Source organism: Microlunatus spumicola, assembly GCF_039536445.1.
GTDB lineage: Bacteria > Actinomycetota > Actinomycetes > Propionibacteriales > Propionibacteriaceae > Microlunatus > Microlunatus spumicola.
On record NZ_BAAAYR010000001.1, the window covers coordinates 1,658,605 to 1,683,783 of the forward strand.

23 protein-coding genes are annotated in these 25,179 nt (G+C 72.8%); 7 read left to right on the forward strand and 16 right to left on the reverse strand.

All coding sequences use genetic code 11. From position 1 onward, the window contains the following. Positions 1-133: 133 nt before the first annotated feature. The 3 genes from tkt (at position 134) to pgl (ending at position 4,401) form a co-directional block, all read left to right on the forward strand. Positions 134-2,347, forward strand: coding sequence for a transketolase (tkt, locus tag ABD665_RS07640; protein WP_204911508.1), 2,214 nt, complete (start codon positions 134-136; stop codon positions 2,345-2,347). Positions 2,348-2,385: 38 nt separating this feature from the next. After that, positions 2,386-3,549: a transaldolase gene (gene tal, locus ABD665_RS07645; protein ID WP_204911507.1), complete on the forward strand. Its 1,164-nt coding sequence runs from the start codon at positions 2,386-2,388 to the stop codon at positions 3,547-3,549. A gap of 105 nt (positions 3,550-3,654) precedes the next feature. Next, positions 3,655-4,401 carry a 6-phosphogluconolactonase gene (pgl, locus tag ABD665_RS07650; protein ID WP_204911506.1) on the forward strand — a complete coding sequence of 249 codons (747 nt, stop codon included), beginning with the start codon at positions 3,655-3,657 and terminating at the stop codon, positions 4,399-4,401. On the opposite strand, the gene ABD665_RS07655 is transcribed toward pgl, so the two are convergent. From ABD665_RS07655 to gap, 7 genes are all read right to left on the reverse strand, one after another. Beyond that, positions 4,398-5,018: a Pr6Pr family membrane protein gene (locus ABD665_RS07655; RefSeq protein WP_204911505.1), complete on the reverse strand. Its 621-nt coding sequence runs from the start codon at positions 5,016-5,018 to the stop codon at positions 4,398-4,400. The genes pgl and ABD665_RS07655 overlap by 4 nt on opposite strands. Before the next feature lie 62 nt (positions 5,019-5,080). Beyond that, entirely contained in the window at positions 5,081-5,368 is a 288-nt protein-coding gene (locus ABD665_RS07660) for a hypothetical protein (RefSeq protein ID WP_204911504.1), read from the reverse strand. Between the two features lie 119 nt (positions 5,369-5,487). Further along, on the reverse strand, positions 5,488-5,847 hold the full coding sequence (locus ABD665_RS07665; protein ID WP_204911503.1) for an RNA polymerase-binding protein RbpA: 360 nt from the start codon (positions 5,845-5,847) through the stop codon (positions 5,488-5,490). Between the two features lie 122 nt (positions 5,848-5,969). Then, positions 5,970-6,215 (reverse strand): preprotein translocase subunit SecG, encoded by a 246-nt coding sequence (secG, locus tag ABD665_RS07670; protein ID WP_204914010.1) that lies wholly within the window; start codon positions 6,213-6,215, stop codon positions 5,970-5,972. 277 nt (positions 6,216-6,492) lie between these two features. Next, complete coding sequence (gene tpiA, locus ABD665_RS07675) at positions 6,493-7,263, reverse strand: triose-phosphate isomerase (RefSeq protein WP_204914008.1); 771 nt, start codon at positions 7,261-7,263, stop codon at positions 6,493-6,495. Positions 7,264-7,358: 95 nt separating this feature from the next. Beyond that, on the reverse strand, positions 7,359-8,546 hold the full coding sequence (locus tag ABD665_RS07680) for a phosphoglycerate kinase (RefSeq protein ID WP_204911502.1): 1,188 nt from the start codon (positions 8,544-8,546) through the stop codon (positions 7,359-7,361). Between the two features lie 105 nt (positions 8,547-8,651). Beyond that, positions 8,652-9,659, reverse strand: a complete 1,008-nt coding sequence (gap, locus tag ABD665_RS07685) for a type I glyceraldehyde-3-phosphate dehydrogenase (RefSeq protein ID WP_204911501.1) — start codon at positions 9,657-9,659, stop codon at positions 8,652-8,654. Between the two features lie 329 nt (positions 9,660-9,988). Here gap and ABD665_RS07690 point away from each other — a divergent pair, with 329 nt between their 5' ends. Further along, positions 9,989-10,201: a hypothetical protein gene (locus ABD665_RS07690; protein WP_204911500.1), complete on the forward strand. Its 213-nt coding sequence runs from the start codon at positions 9,989-9,991 to the stop codon at positions 10,199-10,201. A 4-nt stretch (positions 10,202-10,205) separates the two neighbouring features. Here the strand turns inward: ABD665_RS07690 and whiA are convergent, their stop codons facing one another. The 8 genes from whiA to uvrA form a co-directional block, all read right to left on the reverse strand. Beyond that, positions 10,206-11,186 carry a DNA-binding protein WhiA gene (gene whiA / locus ABD665_RS07695; RefSeq protein WP_204911499.1) on the reverse strand — a complete coding sequence of 327 codons (981 nt, stop codon included), beginning with the start codon at positions 11,184-11,186 and terminating at the stop codon, positions 10,206-10,208. 120 nt (positions 11,187-11,306) lie between these two features. Next, entirely contained in the window at positions 11,307-12,251 is a 945-nt protein-coding gene (locus ABD665_RS07700; RefSeq protein ID WP_204911498.1) for a uridine diphosphate-N-acetylglucosamine-binding protein YvcK, read from the reverse strand. Between the two features lie 47 nt (positions 12,252-12,298). Beyond that, a complete protein-coding gene (rapZ, locus tag ABD665_RS07705) occupies positions 12,299-13,153 on the reverse strand; it encodes an RNase adapter RapZ (protein WP_344741954.1) in 855 nt (284 codons plus the stop codon). A gap of 259 nt (positions 13,154-13,412) precedes the next feature. Further along, on the reverse strand, positions 13,413-14,639 hold the full coding sequence (locus ABD665_RS07710) for an MFS transporter (protein ID WP_204911497.1): 1,227 nt from the start codon (positions 14,637-14,639) through the stop codon (positions 13,413-13,415). A gap of 28 nt (positions 14,640-14,667) precedes the next feature. Further along, complete coding sequence (uvrC, locus tag ABD665_RS07715; RefSeq protein WP_204911496.1) at positions 14,668-16,671, reverse strand: excinuclease ABC subunit UvrC; 2,004 nt, start codon at positions 16,669-16,671, stop codon at positions 14,668-14,670. Positions 16,672-16,826: 155 nt separating this feature from the next. Then, positions 16,827-17,393 (reverse strand): Rieske 2Fe-2S domain-containing protein, encoded by a 567-nt coding sequence (locus ABD665_RS07720; RefSeq protein WP_204911495.1) that lies wholly within the window; start codon positions 17,391-17,393, stop codon positions 16,827-16,829. Positions 17,394-17,492: 99 nt separating this feature from the next. Further along, on the reverse strand, positions 17,493-18,332 hold the full coding sequence (locus tag ABD665_RS07725) for an NAD(P)-binding domain-containing protein (protein ID WP_204911494.1): 840 nt from the start codon (positions 18,330-18,332) through the stop codon (positions 17,493-17,495). 5 nt (positions 18,333-18,337) lie between these two features. Next, the gene (uvrA, locus tag ABD665_RS07730; protein WP_204911493.1) at positions 18,338-21,409 is read right to left on the reverse strand and encodes an excinuclease ABC subunit UvrA; all 3,072 of its coding nucleotides are present in this window, start codon (positions 21,407-21,409) and stop codon (positions 18,338-18,340) included. Between the two features lie 140 nt (positions 21,410-21,549). Between uvrA and ABD665_RS07735 the strand changes: the two genes are divergently transcribed. Then, positions 21,550-22,335, forward strand: a complete 786-nt coding sequence (locus tag ABD665_RS07735) for a maleylpyruvate isomerase family mycothiol-dependent enzyme (protein ID WP_344741682.1) — start codon at positions 21,550-21,552, stop codon at positions 22,333-22,335. A 60-nt stretch (positions 22,336-22,395) separates the two neighbouring features. Next, positions 22,396-23,055: an MBL fold metallo-hydrolase gene (locus ABD665_RS07740; protein WP_344741685.1), complete on the forward strand. Its 660-nt coding sequence runs from the start codon at positions 22,396-22,398 to the stop codon at positions 23,053-23,055. 27 nt (positions 23,056-23,082) lie between these two features. Here the strand turns inward: ABD665_RS07740 and ABD665_RS07745 are convergent, their stop codons facing one another. Beyond that, the gene (locus tag ABD665_RS07745) at positions 23,083-24,405 is read right to left on the reverse strand and encodes an aminotransferase class I/II-fold pyridoxal phosphate-dependent enzyme (protein ID WP_204911491.1); all 1,323 of its coding nucleotides are present in this window, start codon (positions 24,403-24,405) and stop codon (positions 23,083-23,085) included. Positions 24,406-24,461: 56 nt separating this feature from the next. Here ABD665_RS07745 and ABD665_RS07750 point away from each other — a divergent pair, with 56 nt between their 5' ends. Then, complete coding sequence (locus ABD665_RS07750; RefSeq protein ID WP_204911490.1) at positions 24,462-25,127, forward strand: pyridoxamine 5'-phosphate oxidase family protein; 666 nt, start codon at positions 24,462-24,464, stop codon at positions 25,125-25,127. The last annotated feature ends 52 nt before the right edge of the window (positions 25,128-25,179 follow it).

Genomic DNA, 25,179 nt, shown 5'->3' on the forward strand with positions numbered 1-25,179 from the left:
CGACGTGAATGGTCGGTGCCCACCACGGGTAGGCCCTGTCGGGGAGCACGCTCCGCTCGATAAGGTCAAGAGGTCGGAGCCGTCGGCGCAACCGCGGTCGGCGCTCCCCGCCTGCACCCCGGAAGGACTGCCTGTGACCAGCTCTGCGACCACCTCCCCCACCGAGGACGACGTCTTCCCCGAGGGGTGGACCGACCTCGACACCAAGGCGGTGGACACGGTCCGCGTCCTCGCCGCCGACGCGGTGCAGAAGGTGGGCAACGGCCACCCCGGCACCGCGATCAGCCTGGCGCCCGTCGCGTACCTGCTGTTCCAGAAGGTCATGCGCCACAACCCGGCCGAGCCGCACTGGCCGGGCCGCGACCGCTTCGTGCTCTCCTGCGGCCACTCGAGCATCTCGCTCTACCTGCAGCTCTACCTCGGCGGCTGGGGCCTCGAGATCGAGGACATCGGCGCGCTGCGCACCTGGGGCTCGAAGACCCCGGGCCACCCGGAGTACGGCCACACCGACGGCGTCGAGATCACGACCGGCCCGCTCGGCCAGGGCATCGCGAACGCGGTCGGGATGGCGATGGCCGCCCGCCGCGAGCGTGGCCTGCTCGACCCGGACGCCCCCGAGGGCGAGTCGGTCTTCGACCACCAGATCTACTGCCTCGCGTCGGACGGTGACATCGAGGAGGGCATCAGCTCCGAGGCGTCCTCCCTCGCCGGCACCCAGCGGCTGGGCAACCTGACGCTGATCTACGACCGCAACTTCATCTCGATCGAGGGTCACACCGACATCGCGCTGACCGAGGACACCGCGGCCCGCTACGCCGCGTACGGCTGGCACGTCGCGACCGTCGACTGGCTCGAGGGCGGCGAGTACAAGGAGAACGTGAAGGCCCTGCTGGACGCGATCGAGGAGGGCAAGCGCTACACCGACCGCCCCACCTTCATCCAGCTGCGCACGATCATCGCCTGGCCCTCGCCCACCAAGCAGAACACCGAGGGTGCGCACGGCAGCGCCCTCGGCAAGGACGAGGTGGCCGCGCTCAAGAAGGTCCTCGGCTTCGACCCCGACAAGAGCTTCGACGTCGACCCCGAGGTGCTGGCCCACACCCGTGGCCTCCGCGACCGCGGTGCGGCCGCCCAGGCCGAGTGGCAGAAGGGCTTCGACACCTGGGCCTCCACGCGCTCGGACGAGAAGGCCCTCTACGACCGGATGGTCGCCGACGAGCTGACGCCGGGCTGGGAGGAGGCGCTGCCGACCTGGGACGCCGACCCCAAGGGCGTCGCCACCCGCGCCGCCTCGGGCAACGTGCTCACCGCGCTCGCCCCGAAGCTGCCCGAGCTCTGGGGCGGCTCGGCCGACCTGGCCGGGTCGAACAACACGACCCCCAAGGGGCAGCCGAGCTTCCTGCCGTTCGACCGGCAGAGCGAGGAGTTCCAGGGCAGCCCGTACGGCCGGGTGCTGCACTTCGGCATCCGCGAGCACGCCATGGGCGCCATCCTCAACGGCATCAAGGTCCACGGCGGGACGCGTCCCTACGGCGGCACCTTCCTCACCTTCTCCGACTACATGCGCGGTGCGGTGCGGCTGTCGGCCCTGATGCGGGTGCCGGTCACCTACGTCTGGACCCACGACTCCATCGGCCTGGGCGAGGACGGCCCGACCCATCAGCCGATCGAGCACGTCTCGTCCCTCCGGCTCATCCCGGGGCTCGACGTCGTCCGTCCGGCCGACGCGAACGAGACCGCGGCCTCCTGGGCCGCGATCCTGCACAACAGCGACCGGCCGGCCGCGCTGATCCTCAGCCGGCAGAACCTGCCGATCGTGCCCCGCGGGTCCGACGGCTACGCCACCACCGAGGGCGTGGCCAAGGGCGCGTACGTGCTCAAGGACTTCGGCGACGTCGGCTCGGAGAAGACCGTGATCATCGTCGCGACCGGCTCCGAGGTCCAGCTCGCGGTCGCCGCCGCCGAGGCGCTGGCCGGCGAGGGCGTCGCGACCCGCGTGGTCTCGATGCCGTGCCGCGAGTGGTTCGACGAGCAGGACGACGCCTACCGCGAGTCGGTCATCCCGGCCGCCATCAAGGCGCGGGTCAGCGTCGAGGCCGGGGTCTCCGGCAGCTGGCGCGACATCGTCGGCGACGCCGGCCGCGTCGTCAGCATCAACCACTACGGCGCCAGCGCCGACGGGGCGCTGCTCTTCAAGGAGTTCGGCTTCACGCCCGAGACCGTGGCCGACGCGGCCCGGGAGAGCCTGGCCCACGCGGCCGAGACGGGTGCCCCGCTGCACGCGGCCGCCGCCGGTCCGAAGAACACCGGCGACCACACGCCCGACGCCGGCGCCACGATCAGCTGAGCACCACCCACCACCCATCTAGGGAACGAAGGACGACCATGAGCGATCGACTGAAGGGCCTCTCCGACGAGGGCGTGTCCATCTGGCTGGACGACCTGTCCCGCGAGCGCCTGAACACCGGCAACCTCGAGGGCCTGATCAAGGACTCGTCGGTCAGCGGTGTCACCACCAACCCGACGATCTTCGCCTCCGCGCTGTCCAACGGCGCGGCGTACAACGACCAGGTCCGCGAGCTCGCGGCCCGGGACACCGACGTCGCCGACGCCATCAAGGCGCTGACCTCCGACGACGTCCGCAACGCCTGCGACCTCTTCAAGGGCGTCTACGAGGCCACGAACGGCGTCGACGGCCGCGTCTCGATCGAGGTCGAGCCGGGCCTGGCCATGGACACCGAGGGCACCAGCGCCCAGGCGACCGACCTGTGGAAGATCGTCGACCGGCCGAACGTGCTGATCAAGATCCCGGCGACCAAGCCCGGCCTGCCGGCGATCACGAACGCGATCGGCGAGGGCATCAGCGTGAACGTGACGCTGATCTTCTCCCTCGAGCGTTACCGCGCCGTCATGGACGCCTACCTGAGCGGGCTCGAGCAGGCCGCGGCCAACGGCCACGACCTGAGCCGCATCCAGTCGGTGGCGTCGTTCTTCATCTCCCGCGTGGACTCCGAGGTCGACAAGCGCCTCGACGCGATCGGCAGCGACGAGGCCAAGGCGCTCAAGGGCAAGGCGGCCATCGCCAACGGCCGGCTCGCGTACGCGGCGTACGAGGAGGTGTTCGCCTCCGAGCGCTTCGCGGCGCTGCAGGAGAAGGGCGCCAACCGGCAGCGTCCGCTGTGGGCCTCGACCGGGGTCAAGAACCCCGACCTGCCGGACACGCTCTACGTGACCGAGCTCGTCGTCGCCAACACGGTGAACACCATGCCGGAGAAGACCATGCAGGCCTTCGCCGACCACGGTGAGCTCCTGGGCGACCGCGTGAGCGGCGCCGAGGAGGAGTCGGCCGAGGTGTTCTCGCAGCTCGAGGCCGTCGGCGTCGACCTCGACGACGTGTGGGACGTCCTGGAGAAGGAGGGCGTGGACAAGTTCGACGCCTCGTGGGCCGAGCTCGTCGACACGGTGCAGACCGCGCTCGACGACGCCAAGAAGGGCAAGGAGCCGGGCGAGTCGACCGACGTCGACGGGCCGGGCGACCAGATCTCCTGATCCTCACGAAGCACCACCGTCCGGCCGGGCGCACCTCCGGGTGCGCCCGGCCGTGCGCGTTCTGCCCCGGCACCGCCGGACCCGTCCACGAAGGAGCCCCACCGCATGCCCACCCCCGCTGAGATCGTCGTCCACGACGGCCCCGACGACGTCGCCGAGGCCCTCGCCGCCCGGCTGACCGCCACGCTCGCCGACGTCCAGGCCCGCGGGCGCACCCCGCAGGTCTGCCTGACCGGCGGCGGCATCGCCACCAAGGCGTACGCGCGTCTCGCTCAGGACGGCCCGGGCGACGTCGACTGGTCGCGGGTCGACCTGTGGTGGGGCGACGAGCGGTTCGTGCCGACCGGGGACGCCGAGCGCAACGCCGACCCGACGCTGGCGGTCCTGCGCGGCCCGCTGCGTCTCGACGACGCGTTCGTGCACGTGATGCCGGCCTCCGACGCCGGCCTCGACCTGGACGAGGCCGCCGCGGCCTACGCCAGCGAGCTCGGCGACACCGTCTTCGACGTCTGCCTGCTCGGCATGGGGCCCGACGGCCACGTGGCGTCGCTCTTCCCCGGGCACCCGGACCTGGCGACGCCCGGCACGGTCATCCCCGTCCGGAACTCCCCCAAGCCCCCGCCGGAGCGCATCAGCGTCACGATGGACGTGATCAACCGGTCCCGTCAGGTCTGGTTCTGCGTGAGCGGTGCCGAGAAGGCCGAGGCGGTCGCCCGGGGCGTCCTGGGCACCGGGGCCGAGCCCGTGCCGGCCGCGCTGGCGTCCGGGACCGAGGCGACCGTGTGGCTGGTCGACACGGCCGCGGTCGCGGACCTGACGGACCGCGTCGAGAGCGACGAGGCCGAGGTCTAGACCTCGACCGGGAGGCGCGAGGGCCGCAGGCGCCGGTCGAGGTGGCGGAACGCGACCGCGAACAGGAGGGCCAGGACGATCACCAGGCTCGTGACGCCGATCGCCCTCGGGTAGCCGAGCGTCGCCGCGTCCATGAACGGGTACGGGTACCAACCGGTGACCGCGCCCCGGACGAACGTGTAGACGACCCAGGCGATCGGCCACACGAACGCCCACGCGATCGCACCCCAGCTGATGCGCGGCCGCGGCCCGACGAGCAGCCACACGCCCACCGTGGCGACCGGCGACACGATGTGCAGGGCCGCGTTCGTCCAGAGCGCGAGGCCCTCCACGTGCACGAGGCGCGCGAGCAGGGTGTTGTAGACGACGCCCGTCACCGCGATCGAGAGCAGGGAGTCCAGCCGCAGCACCCGCCACACGCGTCCGTCCCGCGCCGGGGCGACGAGCAGCGTGAGCGAGGCGGCCAGCACCAGGACGTTGCTCTGGATCGTGAAGTAGCTGAACAGCCGCACCAGACGGGTCCCGACCGGGACGTCGGCCGCGCTGTCCCCCGTGTTGACGTCCGTGCCGCCGACCAGGATCAGCACGAGCTGGGTGATCAGGGCGACCCCCACCACGAGGGCGACGGCTCCGTGCAGGTAGCGGCCCAGGGCGTACGGCCGGGCCGGGATCGTGTCGTTCAGCGCAGGTCCACCCCGTCGAGGAGCTCCCGCACGGTGCGGTAGGGGTCGGGCGAGCCGAGCACGCCCTCCCCCCGCTTGAGCAGGCAGCAGACGGTCCGGGCGTGGTCGCCGCCCGTCGTCCGGGTGGAGGCGATGCGCGTCTGCTCCCAGACGCAGACGCTCTCGAGCACGTACGGCTGCAGCAGCTGCCACGTGCGCGGCTCGACCGTGCCCAGGAGGCCCGTGTTCAGCGGGACCCCGGCCAGCCAGGCCACGACCTCGTCGACCCGGCCGCCGTCGCGCACCGGCGCGCCGACGGTCGCGCCCGCGAAGACGGAGAGGAAGGAGGCCGTCGCCAGCTCGACGGCGTCCGCCCGGTAGAGACCCTCGAACCCGGCGTAGCGCGGAGGTTGCGCCGGCGCGGTCAGTAGATGACCTCGCCGCGGGCCCGGCGGTCGCGCAGCGACTGGAGCGCCTCGCTCAGGATGGTGGCGGCCTCGTGGTCGCTGCGCCGTTCCTTCACGTAGGCCAGGTGCGTCTTGTAGGGCTCGATCTTCGGCGGCGGGGGCGGGTTCTTGGCGTCGAGGTTCGACGGCATCCCGCAGCGCGGGCAGTCCCACACGGCCGGGACCGCGGCGTCGGCCGCGAAGGCCGGACGGGTCTCGTGCCCGGACGAGCAGAAGTAGGAGACGTAGACGCGGAGCGCGGTGTCCCCGCGCTCGGCCTCGCCCATCGGACCTGCGCCGACCCGGCTACCCCGGATCGCACTTCCTCCACCAGCCACCGTCTGATCCCCCGATCATTGCTTGCCAGGCGAGCACATCGTGCACGTCGTACGACCGTGCACATCTTCAGGTGTGCAGTTGTGAGACTCCCCGCCGACGCGCCGCCGCCGGGGCCGTCGACCTAGGAACCGAGCTTGTAGAGCAGACCCAGGGCCACGATGCAGGCCAGCCAGATCACCGCGATGATGATCGTGAGCCGGTCGAGGTTGCGCTCGGCGACCGAGGACCCGCCCATCGAGGAGGAGATGCCTCCACCGAACAGGTCCGAGAGGCCGCCGCCGCGACCCTTGTGGAGCAGCACGAACAGCGCGAGCGCGACGCTGGTGATGACCAGCACGATCGTGAAGATCAGGATCGGGGTGGTCATGAGGGGCACGAGCACAGGCACGGGCTGAAGTTTAACCCCAGCCCGTGCGGATGCAGACCCGTCGAACCGCCTCCGCCGCTCCCCGCCTCGGCCTGCCCCGCCGTAAGCCCGCGGCTCAGGCGCCCCAGGTCTTTCACGTAAACGTGAAAGACCCCTGCTCTGCACGGCAGATCTGCCGTGGTGAGTAGAGGTCTTTCACGTAAACGTGAAAGTCCTGGGACAGGAGGGACGGGCGACCGGCGCCCGTCCCCTGCCGGTCAGGACTGGAGGCGGAGGGTCAGAGGCTCGGCAGGTCGTAGAACCGGGCCACGGCCGCGAACTCGTCGACCTTGAGGCTCGCGCCGCCGACGAGGGCGCCGTCGACGTCGGGCTGGGACATGATCCCGGCGACGTTGTCGGCCTTGACCGAACCGCCGTAGAGCACGCGGACGGCGTCGGCGACGCTGTCGGAGTAGAGCTCGGCGACGACGCCGCGGATGGCGGCGCAGACCTCCTGCGCGTTCTCCGGGGTGGCGACCTCGCCGGTGCCGATCGCCCAGACCGGCTCGTAGGCGACGACGACGGTCGAGGCCTGCTCGGCGGTCACGTCCGCGAACGCCGCGTGCACCTGCGCGACCACGTACGCGACGTGCTCGCCGGACTGGCGGACGTCGCGGCCCTCGCCGACGCAGACGATCGGCGCGATGCCGGTCGCCAGCGCCTTGCGCGCCTTGAGGTTGACCAGCGCGTCGTCCTCGTGGTGGTAGAAGCGGCGCTCCGAGTGGCCCACGGTGACGTAGCGGCAGCCGAGCTTGGCCAGCATGCCCGCGGAGATCTCCCCCGTGTACGCGCCCGCGTCGTTCGCGGAGACGTCCTGCGCGCCGTAGACGAGCTTCAGCCGGTCGCCGTCGATCAGCGTCTGCACCGAGCGGAGGTCGGTGAAGGGCGGCAGCACGACCACCTCGCAGCGCGCCGGGTCGTGCTTCTTGTCCTCGAGCGTCCAGGCCAGCTTCTGCACGAAGCCCACCGCCTCGACGTGGTTGAGGTTCATCTTCCAGTTGCCGGCCATCAGCGGCGTGCGGGGCACAGGGTTCCTTCTTCTGCTCAGCTCGGGTGGTGCGTGGGTGCGTGCGGTGGTGGAGCGGTGCTGCGGTGCCGACGGCCTCAGCCGAGGACGTCGAGGCCCGGCAGGGTCTTGCCCTCGAGGTACTCGAGGCTGGCGCCGCCGCCGGTGGAGATGTGGCCGAAGTCGTCGTCGGCGAAGCCGAGGTCGCGCACGGCCGCGGCCGAGTCACCGCCGCCGACGACCGACAGCCCGTCGACCTCGGTCAGCGCCTGGGCCACCGCACGGGTGCCCTCCGCGAAGGCCGCCCACTCGGCGACACCCATCGGACCGTTCCAGAAGACGGTCTTCGCGCCGCGGACGACCTCGGCGAACGCGGCCGCGGACTCCGGGCCGATGTCGAGGCCGAGCTGGTCGGCCGGCATCGCGTCGGCGGCGACCACCGTCGGCGGGGCGTCGGCCTTGAACTCCGGAGCCACGACGATGTCGGTGGGCAGCACGATCCGCTTGCCGGTGGACTCCGCCTGCTCGAGGTAGCCGCGGACGGCGTCGATCTGGTCGCGCTCCAGCAGGCTGGTGCCGACCTCGTGGCCCTGGGCCGCGAGGAAGGTGAAGAGCATCCCGCCGCCCACGACGAGGGTGTCGGCGGTGCCGAGAAGGTTGGCGATGACCGCGAGCTTGTCGGAGACCTTCGCGCCGCCGAGGACGACCACGTACGGGCGCTCGGGAGACTCGGTGAGGCGGCGGAGCACCTCGACCTCGGCCAGGACGAGCCCGCCGGCCGCGTTCGGGAGCAGCTGGGCCACGTCGTACACGCTGGCCTGCTTGCGGTGCACGACGCCGAAGCCGTCGGAGACGAAGACGTCGCCGAAGGAGGCGTACTTCTGGGCCAGCTCGGCGCGCTCGGCGTCGACCTTGGACTCCTCGCCCGGCTCGTAGCGGACGTTCTCGAGCATCGCAATCTCGCCGTCGCCCAGGCCGGCGACCAGCTCGGCCGCGGAGGGGCCGACCACGTCGGCCGCCAGCCGGACCTCGGAACCCAGCAGCTCGCCGAGCCGCTTGGCCGCGGGGGCGAGGGAGTACTTCGGGTTCACCTGGCCCTTGGGGCGGCCGAGGTGCGCCATCACGACGACCCGGGCACCCGCGTCGCGCAGCTGGGTCAGGGTCGGGACGGAGGCGCGGATCCGGCCGTCGTCGGTGATCGTCTCCCCGTCGAGGGGGACGTTCAGGTCGCAGCGGACGAGGACGCGCTTGCCGCGCAGGTCCCCCAGGTCGGCGACGGACTTCATCGGGACTCTCCTTGGATGGCGTGCTCGATGGTGCGTGGGGTGCCGGACGTGGCCTGAGCCCGCCGAAGGAGGTCCTTCGACGGGCTCAGGCTCGACGTGCTCGGGTCAGAGCGACTTGCCGACCAGCGTGACGAGGTCGACGAGGCGGTTGGAGTAGCCCCACTCGTTGTCGTACCAGCCGACGACCTTGACCTGGTTGCCGATGACCTTGGTCAGGCCCGAGTCGAAGATGCAGGAGCTCGGGTCCGTCACGATGTCGGACGAGACGATCGGGTCGGCGGTGTACTTCAGGAAGCCCTTGAGCGGACCCTCGGTGGCCGCCGCCTTGAAGGCCGCGTTCACCTCCTCGACGGTGGTCTCGCGGCCGACCTCGACGGTCAGGTCGGTGGCCGAGCCCGTGGGCACCGGCACGCGCAGCGCGTAGCCGTCGAGCTTGCCCTTGAGCTGCGGGAGCACGAGCCCGATCGCCTTGGCGGCACCGGTCGACGTCGGCACGATGTTCAGGGCCGCCGCGCGGGCGCGACGCAGGTCGGAGTGCGGGCCGTCCTGCAGGTTCTGGTCCTGGGTGTACGCGTGGATCGTCGTCATAAGGCCCTTGACGATGCCGAACTCGTCGTCCAGGACCTTGCCCAGCGGCGCGAGGCAGTTCGTGGTGCAGGACGCGTTGCTGATGATGTTCTGGGTGGCGGGGTCGTAGTCGCCGTCGTTGACGCCCATGACGACGGTGAAGTCGTCGTTCTTGGCCGGCGCCGAGATGATGACCTTCTTGGCGCCGCCGTCGAGGTGCGCCTTGGCCTTCAGGCCGTCCGTGAAGAAGCCGGTCGACTCGATGACGACGTCCGCACCGATCTCGCCCCAGGGCAGGTTCGCGGGGTCGCGCTCGGCGTAGGACTTGATGACCTTGTCGCCGACCTTGATACCGCCGTCGACGACCTCGACGTCCTGGCCGAGGCGGCCGAGGATCGAGTCGTACTTGAGCAGGTGGGCCTGGGTGGCGTCGTCACCGAGGTCGTTGAAGGCCACGACCTCGATGTCCGCCCCGGAGGTCTGGACGGCGCGGAAGAAGTTGCGCCCGATCCGGCCGAAGCCGTTGATTCCGACACGCACGGTCATGAAGCGATCTCCTCATCGATGGTCCTCAGCCCCTCGACGGGGCCACACGCCACGATAACGAAGTCGACGCACGCCCGTTACGACCGATCGCAGACTGGTCTGATACCAGTACGACCAGTGGTTTACGTCGCCGTAACGCAGGGCGGCCTTCAGCGTCGGATTATAACGGGGCTCGTCTTTAAAGGTGCGGGCTTGCTCAGGTCCTGACCTGAACCTGGGAGACGGGCAGCGGTGCTGAGCGACTCCTGACCGTTCGCCGCCCTCGTTGCTTGGGCGGTCCCGCGCTGGTCGACCGAGGGTGGTGCCTCCCCCGAAGAAGGACCCAGAACATGCTCAACAGCTCCTCCCCCGGCCTCGGCGCCAGCCTCAGGGCGCACGTCACCGCGTGGGTCAGGCGTCACCTCGTGGACGTCGACCCGAACCCCCTGCCGTCCCGGCTCGACCTCCTGGACCGCCCGGCCAGCGGCGCGACCGGTCGGGCCCTCCCGCACCGCGACCGGGACCGCCAGCCGGTGGAGGGCTACCAGGACATCGCTTCCTGAGGCCTCAGTCGTCGAGCATGTCCGAGGTCAGCGAGGCCTCGGTGCTCGGGATGCCGAGCTCGGCGGCCTTCTTGTCGGCCGTCGCCAGCAGCCGCCGGATCCGGCCGGCGACCGCGTCCTTGGTGAGCTGCGGCGTGTGCAGCTGACCCAGCTCCTCCAGGCTCGCCTGCTGGTGCTCGACCCGCAGGGTGCCCGCGATGCGCAGGTGCTCGGGGACGTCCTCGCCGAGGATCTCCAGCGCACGCTCGACCCGCGCGCCGGCGGCGACCGCCGCGCGGGCCGAGCGCCGCAGGTTCGCGTCGTCGAAGTTGGCGAGCCGGTTGGCGGAGGCGCGCACCTCGCGGCGCATCCGGCGCTCCTCCCAGGCCATCAGGGAGTCGTGCGCCCCGAGGTGGGTCAGCAGCGCGGCGATCGCGTCGCCGTCGCGGACGACCACGCGGTCGACCCCACGGACCTCGCGGGCCTTGGCCGGGATGCCGAGCCGGCGGGCGGCGCCGACGAGGGCCAGCGCGGCCTCGGGCCCGGGACAGGTGACCTCGAGGGCCATGGACCGGCCGGGCTCGGTGAGCGAGCCGTGCGCGAGGAACGCGCCCCGCCACGCCGCGATGCAGTCGCACGTGCCGCCGCTGACGACCTGGGCGGGCAGCCCGCGGGCGGGACGGCCGCGGGAGTCCACGAGACCGGTCTGGCGGGCCAGGGCGTCGCCGTCCTTGACGACGCGGACGACGTAGCGCGTCCCGCGGCGCAGACCGTTGCCGTTCACCACGACCAGGTCGCTGCTGTGCCCGAAGACGTCGGCGATGTCGGTGCGCAGCCGGCGGGCGGCCGCTCCGGTGTCGAGCTCGGCCTCGATCACGATCTTGCCGCTCACCACGTGCAGCCCGTTCGCGAAGCGCAGCGTGGAGGCCACCTCGGACTTCCGGCAGCAGGGCTTCGTGACCTTGATGGTCGCGAGCTCAGCCTTGACCTGCGCCGTCATCGCCATGCTCGGAATGATGCCACGCGTGTCACGCACCCCCTGGTGCTCCGGAGGGCGTGAACGTCGACCGGAACCGGCTCAGGACCTGCTACGGGCGGAGCCCGCAGGCCTCGGGGTCGGCTCCGCTCACACGCCCATGATCTCGGCGTACGCGGACGCCAGCCGCAGGGGGTCGTGGCGCGGGGAGCCGTCGCGGGCGGCGAGGTCGGCGACGGCGAGGTCGGCACCGAGGGAGTCGGCCCAGGAGACCAGGTGCGGGTCGTCGGAGGCGAAGGCGCTGTCGGCCAGCACGACGTCCAGGCGCAGCTTGGGCGCGTGGTCGGCGAGCAGCTCGATGTGCTTGGCGGCGGAGAAGCCGGCGGTCTCCTCGGCCGGCTCGAGGTTGAGCACGAGGATTCGCCTGGCCGTGGTCGCCTCGATCGCGTCGGCGAGCTGCGGGACCAGCAGGTGCGGGATCACCGAGGTGAACCAGGAGCCCGGGCCCAGCACGACCCAGTCCGCGTCCAGCACGGCCTCGACGGCCTCCGGGCTGGCCGGCGGGTCCGTCGGGATCAGCCGCACCGAGGAGACCTCGCCGGTCGTCTTGGCGACGCGCGCCTGACCGCGTACGGACGAGATCTCGTCGGGCCGCTCGGGGGCGGCGCCGATGACCTCGGCCTCGATCTCCAGCGGCACCGACGCCATCGGCAGGACGCGCCCGGTGCAGCCGAGCAGCCGGGCGACCATGTCCAGCCCGGCCACGGGGTCCCCGAGGCGTTCCCACAGGCCGGCGATGAGCAGGTTCCCGATCGCGTGGTCGCCCAGGGGGCCGGGTGAGACGAAGCGGTACTGCAGGACGTCGGCCCACGTGCGGCCGGACTCGTCGTCGCCGCAGAGCGCCGCGAGCGCCATCCGCAGGTCACCGGGCGGGAGGCAGCCGAGCTCGTGCCGGAGCCGCCCCGACGAACCGCCGTCGTCGGCCACGGTGACGACGGCCGTGAGCCGGTCGGTCACGCGACGCAGGGCCGAGAGCGAGGCGGACAGGCCGTGCCCGCCGCCGAACGCCACCACCGCCGGGCGCACGTCCACCATGGGACGGCCCTGCAGGCGGATGGGCGTCCGCGCCTCGCCGGACGGCCTCATTCGCGCCCGAGGTCCCGGTGCAGGACGGTCGTCGGCAGCCCGTCGGCGCGCAGGCGGCGCGCGAGCTCCTCGGAGATGGCGGTGCTGCGGTGCTTGCCGCCGGTGCACCCGATCCCGATGGTCGCGAAGCGCTTGCCCTCCTGCAGGTAGCCGGAGGCGACGGTGGTGAGCACCTCCTCGACCGAGGCGAGGAAGGGCGCCGCGCCGGGCTGGCCGAGCACGTACGCGCTCACCGGCGCGCTCAGCCCGGTCTGCGGGCGCAGCTCGGGCACCCAGTGCGGGTTGGGCAGGAAGCGGACGTCGAAGATCATGTCGGCGTCGAGCGGGATGCCGTTCTTGAAGCCGAACGAGAGCACCGTGACGCGCAGGGCGTGGTCCGGGCCGCCGTACGCGTGGCTGATCCGCGAACCCAGCTGGTGGACGTTGAGCGAGGACGTGTCGATGACGAGGTCGGCGGCGGCGCGCAGCGTGGCGAGCTGCTCGCGCTCGCGGTCGATGCCGTCGAGCAGGCGGCCGTCGCCCTGCAGCGGGTGCGGCCGGCGGACCGACTCCTGGCGGCGCACGATCACCTCGTCGGACGCCTCGAGGTAGACGATCTCGGGCAGCGTCCCGGAACGCTTGAGCTCGGCGAACATCGCCGGCAGCTGCTCGAAGAACGAGCGCGTCCGCACGTCCAGCACGACGGCCAGCTGGCGGATGCCCGTGCGCCGGGCCTCGTCGCAGACGTCCGGCAGCACGCTGGGCGGGAGGTTGTCGACGACGTACCAGCCGAGGTCCTCGAGGTTGTCCGCGGCGGTCGAACGACCGGCGCCGGACATGCCGCTGACCACGACCACGCGCAGGGGCGGCACGGGGACGGCGGTCGCGTCGACCTCCTCCTCCGTGGGCTCGGGGGCGGTGGGCGTCGTCGGGGCGGTGGCGTCGAGGTCGTCGACGGGCGGCGTGGGGGCGGTCGCCGTCTCGGTGGTCACGCGGCCATTATCCGCAGGCGGTCCCAACCGCGCAGGCGGACGACCCCGCGAGCCGCTCTCCGGTGTCCTCGCAGGGGTGCGTGCCGGGCCGTCGGCACCGGTCCGGCGGCGGGTCCCGGCGGGTCCGCGGCGCTGGGGTTCAGCGCGCGAGCTCGTCCTCGACGAACGCGGGCCGCGACAGCGTGACGGCCGGGACGAGGGCCACCAGGGCGACGGCGAGCAGGAACAGCAGCGGCAGGGTCCACCCGCCGCTCGCGTCGTGCAGCACCCCGACGAGGAACGGGCCGAGCGCCCCGAGCCCGTACGCCACGCCCTGCGCGAAGCCGCTCAGCGCGACCGTGCCGCCGGGGGTGCGCGTGCGGGCGTTGATGAGCACGAGGCTGACCGGGAACAGGATCGACCCCGACCCGATCAGCAGCACCCACAGGAGGGTGAGCGTGCCGGGCGCGAGCAGCAGCCCGAGGTAGCCGAGCACGAAGCCCGCCACCCCGGCGGCGACCAGCCACCCGACGTTCCGCAGGCGCGGGACGAGCAGGGGCGCGACGAGGGCGCCCGGCACGCTGACGAGACCCGTCACCGCCAGCAGCAGCCCGCCCTCGGTCGGCGTCGACCCGGCGACGTCGCCGAGGATCTCGGGCAGCCAGGCGAACCCCGCGTAGGTGCAGACCGCGCTGGTCGAGAAGAGCACGGTGATCGACACGGCCGTCCGGGAGCGCCAGAGGCGCCCGACGAGGGCGGGCGGTCGTGGCCCGGCGCCGACCGCGACGGCCGGGGAACGACGTCGACGCCGCTCCCGCGCGATCACGAGGAGCCACGGGACGAGCGCGGCGGCCGAGGTCAGGGACCAGACGCCGAGCGAGAAGCGCCAGCCGAGCCGGTCGGCCACCGGTGCCGCGAGGGCGGCGGGGAGCGCGGTGCTCACGCCGACGATGCACGCGTAGACCGCCGTGAGGAGGGCGACGCGGTCGGGGAAGTACCGCCGGACGACGGACGGCAGCAGCACGTTGCCGATGCCGGTGCCGGCGAAGGCCACGACGCTGCCGAGGAGCAGCACCGCGAACCCCGGGGCGAAGGCGCGGACGAGGTGACCGGCGGTGATGAGCACCAGGGCGAGCACGATGCCGCCGTCGAGCCCGGTGCTCCGGGCCACCCGCGGCGCGAGGAACCCCGACACCGCGAACAGGACCGGCGGCAGGGTGCCGAGCAGCCCCACGCCGATGATGGGGACCGGGACGTCCACACGGATGGCGTCGAGGATCGGCGAGACCGCCGCGACGGCCTGGCGCAGCGTGAGGGCCACGAGCACGATGCCGACCAGCGCGGCCCCCCGTCCGGCCCAGACGGGGAGGCGACGAGCATCGAGCACCCGGCGAGCCTAGGGCCCGGCCCCGGGCTCAGCGCTCGGCGAGGACCTCACCGGTCGCCATGTCGATCGCGTCGCCCGCGGGCTTGGCGTCGAGCGCGATCTTGACCGCCAGCGCGGTCTTGGTCCCGAACCCCGGGACGGCCGCGATCTCCTCGACCGTCGCCGCCCGGAGCTTGCGCAGCGAACCGAAGTGGTTGAGCAGCGTGCGGCGCCGCACCTCCCCCAGCCCGGGCACCTGGTCGAGCACGGACTCGACCATGGACTTGCTGCGGCGGCCGCGGTGGTGCGTGATGGCGAAGCGGTGCGCCTCGTCGCGGACGCGCTGCAGGAGGTAGAGGCCCTCACTCGTGCGCGGCAGGATGACCGGCACCTCGGAGTCGGGCAGCCAGACCTCCTCGAGCCGCTTGGCCAGGCCGCAGAGGGCCACGTCGTCGACGCCGAGCTCGTCCATCGCCTGCGCGGCCGCCGCGACCTGCGGCGGTCCGCCGTCGACGACGACGAGCTGCGGGACGTACGCGAACCGTCGCGGCGCGCCCGTGTCCGGGTCGATGAGCAGAGGCCCCTCGCCGTCCGCCCCGTCGGTCGCCGTGGTGGCCGCCCTCCGGTCGTCGATCATCCGGCGGAACCGTCGCGTGATGACCTCGTGCATGGACGCGACGTCGTTCTGGCCCTCGACGCCCCGGATGACGAAGCGGCGGTACTCGCTCTTGCGCGGCATCCCGTCCTCGAAGACGACCATCGACGCCACGACCTCGGTGCCCTGCAGGTTGGAGATGTCGAAGCACTCGATCCGCAGCGGCGCCCCCGGCAGCTCGAGCGCTTCCTGGATCTCCTCGAGCGCCCGGTTGCGGGTCGAGAGGTCGCTCGCCCGGGTCGTCTTGTGGCGGATCAGCGCCTCGCTGGCGTTCTTGGCCACCGTCTCCATGAGCGTCCGCTTGTCGCCGCGCTGCGGGACACGGATACCGACGTGGGAGCCACGGCGCTCGCTCAGCAGCTCGGTCAGCGAGTCGAGCGACGTCGGCAGCTGGGGCACGAGGATCTCGCGGGGCACGGCGTCGCGCGGGTCGGGCTCGTCGTCGGCCTCGGCGTAGAGCTGGAGGAGGAACTGCTCGACCAGCTCGGGCGTGCCGCCCTCGTCGAAGCGGTCCGCGACCCAGCCGCGCTCGCCACGGATGCGGCCGCCCCGGACGTGGAAGATCTGCACGGCGACCTCGAGCGGGTCCTCGGCCAGCGCGATGACGTCGGCGTCGGTGCCGTCGGCGAAGACCACCGCGTTCCGCTCCAGCGCCCGCTGCATGGCCTGGGCGTCGTCGCGCAGCCGGGCGGCGCGCTCGAAGTCCATCTCGTCGCTCGCCGCACGCATCTTGCGCTCGATCGAGCGGATCATCGGCGTCGCCTGGCCGCCCATGAACTGGCAGAAGTCGTCGACGATCTCGCGGTGCTCCTCGGGGCTCACCTTGCCCACGCAGGGCGCCGAGCACTTGTCGATGTAGCCGAGCAGGCAGGGCCGGCCGAGCAGCTGGTGGTTGCGGAACACCCCGGACCGGCACGAGCGCATCGGGAAGACGTGCAGCAGCTGGTCGACCGTCTCGCGGATCGCCCAGGCGTGCGAGTACGGGCCGAAGTAGCGGTTGCCCTTGCGCTTGGCGCCCCGACCGACGGTGACCCGCGGGAACTCCTCGCTCAGCGTCACCGCGAGCCAGGGGTACGACTTGTCGTCGCGGTACTTCACGTTGAAGCGCGGGTCGTACTCCTTGATCCAGGAGTACTCCAGCTGGAGGGACTCGACCTCCGTCTGGACGACGGTCCACTCGACCTTGGTGGCCGTCGTGACCATCTGCCGGGTGCGCTCGTGCAGCCCACGCGGGTCGGCGAAGTAGGAGTTCAGCCGCTGGCGCAGGCTCTTGGCCTTGCCGACGTAGATGACCCGGCCGTTCTCGTCGGAGAACCGGTAGACACCGGGCTGCTCGGGGATCGATCCGGGTGCCGGGCGGTAGGACAACGGCGCGCGCCGCGTACGAGAAGGTGGCACGCGCCCCAGGTTAGGTGCCGCCTCCGACAGAACCCGGCTCCGCGCTGCGCCCTCCCCCACCCCCGCCGGAAAGTGGTCGCTCCGGGCGGTTCCGGAGGTCTCCGGAGGCGCCGGGGTGACCACTTTCCGGAGAGGAGGGAGGAGACCAGGCGGGGTCAGCCGGTGACGTAGACCTTGGAGCCGGAGACGGTGGTCGCCGACTCCGCCAGGGGCTTGCTCGCCGGCGACTTCTTGACCGAGCCGTCCTCGATCGAGAACTGGCTGCCGTGGCACGGGCACCTGATCACGCCGTCGGCGACCGACCCGACGGGGCAGCCGGCGTGGGTGCAGATCTTGCTGAACGCCTTGTACGTGCCCTTGGTCGGCTGCGTCACGACGTAGTCGGCGTCGGCGAGGATCACGCCGCCCCCGACGGGGACGTCGGCGGTGGCGACGCTCGGGCCGCTCGGCGCCTTGCTGCCGGCGGCCTCGGACGGCGACGCCGAGGCGCTGGCGGAGCTGCTCGCGCTGGGCGAGGCCGACGCCGCGCTGCTGCTCGGGGCGGCCGACGTGGGGACCGGGTCACCAGCCTGGCCCTCGGCGCCGCAGGCCGCCAGGGTCAGCGCCGCACCACCGGACAGGGCGACGATGCCGGCGGTCCGCAGGACACCGCGACGGGTGGGCTGGCCGCCCCGGCCGCTCGGGGGTGCCGGGGTCTGCGCGTCGGTGAGGGTCGGGTTCATCGTGCCTCCGGGGGTTCGCACGACGGCGGGAGCCGGTCGTTGAACGGCCAACGACCCGCTGCGGCCGCCGGTTCCCTCGCGGCCCTGCCCGGCCGGACCTCAGTGCGCGGCGGCGACCCGGCGCGCGACGTCGTCGAGGGCGGTGGCGACGAGCTCGTGCACCCCGTGGGCCCGCACGTACGTGCGGACCTGCTCGTTCAGGCCGCCGGGGGTCGCGTGATCGCTCGCCAGCAGCGCCAGCTCCCGGTCGGGCTCCTCGGCGAGGGCGTCGCTCAGCCCCCGGATGAGCTCGCGGACGTAGGCGCTGGCGTCGGGGGCGGGCACGCCGCGACCGACGAGCCAGGCCTCGACGGTGGCCAGGAGGTCGAGCTGGGTGGCGGCGAAGGCCGAGGCCGCGCTGAACGAGTCGAAGGCGGTCTCGTCGTCGAGCGCGACGACCGCCCCCAGCTCACGGAACATCGCCAGCGCCGCCGGCTGCGGCGGGAACACCGGAACCAGCCCCTGCCGCGCGGCGACCGAGGGCAGCGGGATCGCGCGGGCGACCTCGTGAGCCGGCGCGACGGCGCCGGTCAGCTCCGCGACGGAGAGGCCGGCGACCACGCTGACGACGACCTGGTCCTCGCCGAACGTCAGGTCCGCGAGCACCGTACGGGCGTCGTCGGGCCGGGTGGCCAGGACCACGCAGGCGGCGCCGTCGACGACGGCCTGGTTGTCGGCCGCCACCCGGACGTTGCCGAAGCGCGCGGTTAGGCCCGCGCTGACCGCCGCGCTCCGCGGCGACACCACGATCTCCGGGGCCGGGTCGGCGGCGCTCAGCCCCTCGACCATGGCCCGGGTGATCGCCCCGGTCCCGACGAACCCGTACGCGGCACGCCTGCTCGGGACGCCGACCTCGTCGAGGCCCTTCGACAGGCTCAGGGAGCGTTCCTCAGCCGCCATGAGGGTCAGCTCGCCTTGCGGGCGGCCGCGACGGCCTTCTTGGCCACGGCCTTCTTCGCCGGTGCCTTCTTGGCCGGCGCGCGGCCGTTCGTCGGGATCTCGCCCGGCAGGCGCTTGTTTGCCGCGGCCTTCTCCGCCTGGGCGGCGCGCTTGACCGCCGCCTTGGTCATCGGCGCGGCCACCCGGGCGGCGAACGCCTCCTGGACCAGCCCCACCGGGACCTCGCGGCCCTCGAGGAGCGGCTTCAGGAACTCGCCCGTGTACGACTCGGGCGTCGCCGCGATCTGCTCCGGCGTACCCTCGGCGACGAGCGTCCCGCCGCGCGAACCGCCCTCCGGGCCCATGTCGATGAGCCAGTCGGCCGTCTTGATCACGTCGAGGTTGTGCTCGATGACGACGACGGTGTTGCCCGCGTCGACGAGCCGCCCGAGCACGCCCAGGAGCTTGCGGATGTCCTCGAAGTGCAGACCGGTCGTGGGCTCGTCCAGGACGTAGAGCGTGCGGCCCGTCGAGCGCTTCTGCAGCTCGCTGGCGAGCTTGACGCGCTGCGCCTCGCCGCCCGACAGCGTCGGGGCGGACTGGCCCAGGCGGACGTAGCCGAGGCCCACCTCCTTGAGCGTCACCAGGTGCCGCGCGATCGCCGGGATCGCCTGGAAGAAGTCGGCGGCCTCCTCGATCGGCATGTTCAGCACGTCGGCGATCGTCTTGCCCTTGTAGTGCACCTCGAGCGTCTCGCGGTTGTAGCGGGCGCCGTGGCAGACCTCGCACGGGACGTAGACGTCCGGGAGGAAGTTCATCTCGATCTTGATCGTGCCGTCGCCCGCGCAATTCTCGCAGCGACCGCCCTTGACGTTGAACGAGAACCGGCCCGGCTGGTAGCCGCGGACCTTCGCCTCCGGCGTCTCCGAGAAGAGCCGGCGGACGTGGTCGTAGACGCCGGTGTAGGTCGCGGGGTTGGACCGCGGCGTCCGACCGATCGGCGACTGGTCGACGTGGATGATCTTGTCGATCTCCTCCGCGCCGGTGATCGAGCGGTGCCGGCCGGGCACCTCGCGGGCGTTGTAGATCTTCTTGGCCAGCGCCGTGTACAGGATGCTGTTGACGAGCGTCGACTTGCCCGAGCCCGAGACGCCGGTGACGGCGATGAGCTGCCCGAGCGGGAAGCCGATCGTGACGTTCTGCAGGTTGTGCTCGGTCGCGTTGTGCACGACGATCTCGCGGCCCTTGACCCGCGGGCGGCGCAGCGCCGGCATCGGGATGGACCGACGGCCCGACAGGTAGGCGCCGGTGATCGACTCCTCGCTCTCGAGCAGCTCGGACACGGGTCCGGACACGACGACGTGGCCGCCGTGCTCCCCCGCCCCCGGGCCGATGTCGACCGCCCAGTCGGCGACGCGGATGGTGTCCTCGTCGTGCTCGACGACGATCAGGGTGTTGCCGAGGTTGCGGAGCCGGATCAGCGTCTCGATGAGGCGCCGGTTGTCGCGCTGGTGCAGCCCGATGCTCGGCTCGTCGAGCACGTAGAGCACGCCGACCAGGCCGGAGCCGATCTGGGTGGCGAGCCGGATGCGCTGGGCCTCGCCGCCGGAGAGGCTGGCGGTGGGCCGGCTGAGCGAGAGGTAGTCGAGGCCGACGTCGAGCAGGAAGCGCAGCCGCTCGTTGATCTCCTTGAGGACCCGCTCGGCGATCTGCAGCTCGCGCTCGTTCAGCTCGAGCTCGCGCAGGAACGTGGCGGCCTGGTCGATCGACAGCGCCGCGATCTCGGCGATGTTCAGCCCGCCCAGCGTGACCGCGAGCGAGGTCGGCTTGAGCCGGGCGCCCTTGCAGGTCTTGCAGGGGACCTCGCGCATGTAGCCGGCGAAGCGCTCGCGGGAGGTGTCGGTCTCGGCCTCGGAGTGGCGGCGCTCGATGTAGGCGACGACGCCCTCGTACTTGGCGTTGTAGCTGCGCTCGCGGCCGTAGCGGTTGCGGTAGGTGACGTGCACCTGCCCGGGGACGCCGAAGAGCAGCAGCTTCTGGATCGTCGCCGGCAGCCGGTGCCAGGGCGTGGTCGTCTTGAAGCCGTGCTCGGCCGCGAGCGACTCGATCAGCCGCTGGAAGTAGTCGGCGACGTGCGCCGACGCCCAGGGCGCGATGGCCCCCTCGTCCAGGCTCTTCTCGTCGTCGGGGACGACCAGCTCGGGGTCGACCTCCATGCGCGTGCCGAGGCCGGAGCAGACCGGGCAGGCGCCCCAGGGGCCGTTGAAGGAGAACTGCCGCGGCTCGAGCTCGTCGATGGCGATGTCGTGCCCGTTGGGGCAGGCCATCTTCTCCGAGTAGGTCCGCTCGCGCTCCGGGTCGTCGGTACCGCGGTCGACGTAGTCGACCGTGACGATGCCCTGCGCCAGCCCGAGCGCGGTCTCGATCGAGTCGGTGAGGCGCTGCTTGATGGTCGCCTTGACGGCGATGCGGTCGACGATGACGTCGATCGAGTGCTTGTACTTCTTGTCCAGCACCGGCGGGTCGGTCAGCTGGACGATCTCGCCGTCGACCCGGGCGCGGCTGAAGCCCTGCGTCGCCAGCTGGCGGAACAGGTCGGCGTACTCGCCCTTGCGGTCGCGGATCATCGGCGCGAGGACCTGGAAGCGGGTGCCCTCCTCGAGCCCCATCAGCCGGTCGACGATCTGCTGCGGCGACTGCTTGCTGATCGGCTCGCCGCAGACCGGGCAGTGGGCGCGGCCGGCGCGGGCGTAGAGCAGCCGGAGGTAGTCGTAGACCTCGGTGATGGTGCCCACGGTCGAGCGCGGGTTGCGGCTCGTCGACTTCTGGTCGATCGACACCGCGGGCGACAGGCCCTCGATGAAGTCGACGTCGGGCTTGTCCATCTGGCCCAGGAACTGGCGCGCGTACGCGGACAGCGACTCGACGTAACGGCGCTGGCCCTCGGCGAAGATCGTGTCGAAGGCGAGGCTGGACTTGCCCGACCCGGACAGGCCCGTGAAGACGATGATCGCGTCGCGGGGCAGGTCGAGCGAGACGTTGCGCAGGTTGTGCTCGCGGGCACCCCGGACGACGAGACGGTTCTCCGGAACAGGCACGGACGAAAGACTAGATGTGCTCACTGACAGTTCCGAACGGCGCGAGACCGGGCCGTTATTCCCCGGCCGACCGCGTCCGGGCGGGCGCGTCGCACGAACGCGCGGGAGTCGCGACGGGGCGCCGCCACTACCTTGAGCCGGTGAGCGAACCCTCCCCCGACGCCCGCCTCGCCGAGCTGCGCGTCCTGCTGACCACGGCGACGCAGCGGCTGCTCGGCAGCACGATCGTCGTGACCGACGCGGAGTGGGCCCTGCCCAGCCGGCTGCCGGGCTGGAGCCGCGCGCACGTCGCCACCCATGTCGCGCGCCAGGCCGACGGGTTCGCCCGGCTGGTGGAGGGTGCGGCCGCCGGCGAGCGCCGGGCCATGTACTCCTCGCCCGAGGCCCGGACCGCCGAGATCGAGGACGGCGCCGACCGCACCGGGCTCGAGCTGCAGACCGACCTCGACACCAGCGCCGAACGGCTGACGGAGGCCTTCGACCGGCTCGACCAGCTGCAGGTCGGCCAGCTGCAGGGCGGCCAGGGGCAGGGCGGCCAGGGGACGGGCGACGGCCCGGGGACGGGCTGGTCCGCCGCCGTCGAGCTGCGCGGCGGGCTCGTCGTGCCCGCTCGGCTGCTGCCGCTGGGCCGGCTCTTCGAGGTGGAGCTGCACCACGTGGACCTCGACGTCGGCCTGGACGTCGAGCAGATCGAGCCCGAGGTCGCGGAGTGGCTGATCGAGTGGGTCGCCTTCCGGGCGCGGCTCCGTGACGAGTTCCCCCGCGTCGAGCTGCACGCCGACTCCGGCTTCAGCACGACCGTCGGCCAGGTCGGCGACGGGCTCGTCGTGCACGGCACGGCCCCGGCCCTGGTCGGCTGGCTCACCAACCGGCTGGAGCCCGACGCCGTCGCCGGCACCCGCGGTCTCCGCCTGCCCAGCCTCTGAACCCCGCCCGGCCGCGCACCCCGGCCGGGCCGGGGGCGCGAGACCGGTGAGACTGGACGGGTGCCCGGAACCCACCACGTCACCCGCGGCGGCGCGCCGCTGACCTTCGCCCTGTCGCCCACCGTCACCGCCACGAAGGTGTCGGTCGGTCCCGGTGACAACAACGCCTACCTCCTCGACGGCGGCGGTCCGCTGCTGCTCGTCGACGCCGCGGACGACGCCGCGACGCTCCTCGACCTGCTCGGCGAACGGCCGCTCGGCACCGTCGTCACCACCCACCGCCACCGCGACCACTGGCAGGCCCTCGCGACCCTGGCCGAGCGCGCCGACCGGCTCGTCGCGGGCCGCCCGGACGCGGAGGCGGTCGCCGAGGGCGCCGGCGTGCGGACGCCGGACGGGGTCTGGGACGGCGGCGCCGTCGACTTCGGCGAGGAGCGCCTCGACGTCGTCGGCCTGGTCGGGCACACGCCGGGCTCGATCGTGCTGGCCTACCGCGGGCCCGAGGGCCCGACGCACCTCTTCACCGGCGACAGCCTCTTCCCGGGCGGGCCGGGCAAGACCTGGAGCCCGGAGGACTTCGAGTCGCTGATGGACGACCTGGAGGCCAAGGTGTTCAACCGCTTCGCCGACGACACCGTCGTGCACCCGGGCCACGGCGACGGGACGACCATCGGCGCCGAGCGCCCGCACCTGCAGGAGTGGCGCCAGCGCGGCTGGTGACGCTCGACGGGGCTGACCGGTGCCGGCTCAGGCCGAGACCGGTCCCCCCGTACGCCGCGGTGACGCCGCCGCGCGGAGCAGCCCGACGAGCTCGTCGACGCGCCCGGGCTCGAGGTTGCTCACCGTGACGCGGACCGCCGACCCCACCCCCTGACGGAACCGCTGCCCCGGCGCCACCGCCCAGCCGGCCGCGAGGAGCTCGGCGACGACCCGGGCCTCGTCGGGCACGGGGACCCAGACGTTCAGCCCGGTGGCGCCCAGCGCCGGCAACCCGGCCGCCACGAGCCCGGTCCGGAGCGCCTCGCGGCGGACGTCGTACGCCTCGGCGGCCGCGGTGACCACGTCCGTGACCTCCAGATCGGTCCACAGCGCGACCGCCGCCCGCTGGAGCAGCGTGCTGACCCAGCCGGACCCGATCCGCAGCTGACCCTCGACCCTCGCCACGGTCGCGCCGTCGCCGGCCAGGACGGCGAGCCGCAGGTCCGGCCCGTACGGCTTCGAGAGCGAGCGGACGAACGCCCAGGCCTGCGTCGCACCGGCCAGCGGCGCGAGGGGGACGCCGGCCAGCTCGGCCGCGTGGTCGTCCTCCACGACGACGACGTCGGGGTGCCCGGCGAGCACGCGCCGCAGGGCGGTCGCCCGCTCGGCCGTGACGTACGCGCCGGTCGGGTTCTGGGCGCGCGACGTGACGACGACGGCCCGGGCGCCGTTGCGCAGGGCCGCGGCCAGGGACGCGGCGTCCGGACCGGCCTGGTCCACCCGCACCGGCACGGCCCGGAAGCCGGACGAGGCGAGCAGGTCGAGCAGGTTCGGCCAGCCCGGGTCCTCCACCGCCACGGCGTCGCCGGGCGCGAGCCGGGCCGCGAGCACCCGGCGGATGGCGTCGAGCCCGCCGCCGGCGAGCGTCAGGTGCTCGGCGTCGACCCCGTCCGCCCCCAGCCGCTGCCGGGCCAGGTCGGCGAGGGCGGGGAGCACGAGCCCGTCGGGGGCGGCGGCCCGGTCCCAGCCCAGGCGCGCCGGGTCCAGCCGGGGCAGCAGCGACGCGGCCGGCTGCCCGGAGGCGAGGTCGACGACCCCCTCGGGCACCGGCCCTCCCCCGTCGCGCACGGCGACCGCCGGCCGCGGGCGTACGCGGGTCCCGTTGCGACCGCGGGTCTCCACCAGCCCGCGCTGCGCCGCCGTGCGGTAGGCGCTGGCGACCGTGCCCGGCGCCACCCCGAGCTCGTCGGCAAGGGCCCGCACGGTCGGGACGATGTCGCCGGCGACGAGCCCGCCGTCGCGGATCGTGGACTCGAGCGAGGCGAGGATCTCGGTTGCTGTCCGGCCGGTGAGCCGATAACGTTCTGTCACAATCACCAGATTGTACTAGATCAAAACATCTTGTGAGACCACGGCAGAGACGGACCATGACGACCGACAGCTACGCCCCGACGACCAGGACGGCCCCGACGCGGCTGCGCGAGCGGGTGGCGTACGACCGCGACCTGGTGCACGCGGCCCTCGACGAGGCCGTGCTGTGCCACGTCGCCTTCGTCGACGACGGCGCGCCCGTCGTGCTCCCCCAGCTGCACGTGCGGGTCGGCGAGGTGCTCTACCTGCACGGCTCGACGGGCGCCCGGGCGATGCGCGGCTCGCTGGTCGACGGCCTCGACGTCTGCGTGACCGTGACGCACCTCGACGGCCTGGTCCTCGCGCGCTCGGCCTTCCACCACTCCGCGAACTACCGCTGCGTCGTCGCGCACGGGAAGGCGCACCTCGTGACCGACCCGACCGAGAAGGACGAGGCGCTGCGGCACCTGGTCGACGCGATCGTCCCCGGCCGGTCCGACCACGTCCGCGGCCCCAGCCGCCGCGAGCTCGCGGCGACCGCGGTGCTGCGGCTCGACCTGGAGGAGGTCTCCTACAAGAGCCGGGCGGGCGCACCGGGCGACGACGAGGAGGACCTCGACCTCCCGTGGTGGGCCGGCGTGCTGCCGCTGCGCCAGTCGGTGCCCCAGGCACCGGTCCCGGCACCCGACCTGACGTCCGGCATCGAGGTCCCCGCGCACGTCACGGGCTGGTCGCGCGGCTGACGCGGACCCGGCTCGACCCGGCGCACCCACGGGCGCGGTGCAGGCGGAGCAC

Bases quoted from the DNA above. Each gene is read 5' to 3' on its own strand.
- gap (WP_204911501.1), bottom strand. From the start codon at position 9,659: ATGACCGTGCGTGTCGGAATCAACGGCTTCGGCCGGATCGGGCGCAAC.
- tal (WP_204911507.1), top strand. From the start codon at position 2,386: ATGAGCGATCGACTGAAGGGCCTCTCCGACGAGGGCGTGTCCATCTGG.
- ABD665_RS07720 (WP_204911495.1), bottom strand. From the start codon at position 17,393: ATGAACCCGACCCTCACCGACGCGCAGACCCCGGCACCCCCGAGCGGC.
- tpiA (WP_204914008.1), bottom strand. From the start codon at position 7,263: ATGGCCGGCAACTGGAAGATGAACCTCAACCACGTCGAGGCGGTGGGC.
- ABD665_RS07680 (WP_204911502.1), bottom strand. From the start codon at position 8,546: ATGAAGTCCGTCGCCGACCTGGGGGACCTGCGCGGCAAGCGCGTCCTC.
- pgl (WP_204911506.1), top strand. From the start codon at position 3,655: ATGCCCACCCCCGCTGAGATCGTCGTCCACGACGGCCCCGACGACGTC.
- ABD665_RS07750 (WP_204911490.1), top strand. From the start codon at position 24,462: ATGACGACCGACAGCTACGCCCCGACGACCAGGACGGCCCCGACGCGG.
- ABD665_RS07690 (WP_204911500.1), top strand. From the start codon at position 9,989: ATGCTCAACAGCTCCTCCCCCGGCCTCGGCGCCAGCCTCAGGGCGCAC.
- whiA (WP_204911499.1), bottom strand. From the start codon at position 11,186: ATGGCGATGACGGCGCAGGTCAAGGCTGAGCTCGCGACCATCAAGGTC.
- secG (WP_204914010.1), bottom strand. From the start codon at position 6,215: ATGACCACCCCGATCCTGATCTTCACGATCGTGCTGGTCATCACCAGC.
- ABD665_RS07700 (WP_204911498.1), bottom strand. From the start codon at position 12,251: ATGGTGGACGTGCGCCCGGCGGTGGTGGCGTTCGGCGGCGGGCACGGC.
- ABD665_RS07725 (WP_204911494.1), bottom strand. From the start codon at position 18,332: ATGGCGGCTGAGGAACGCTCCCTGAGCCTGTCGAAGGGCCTCGACGAG.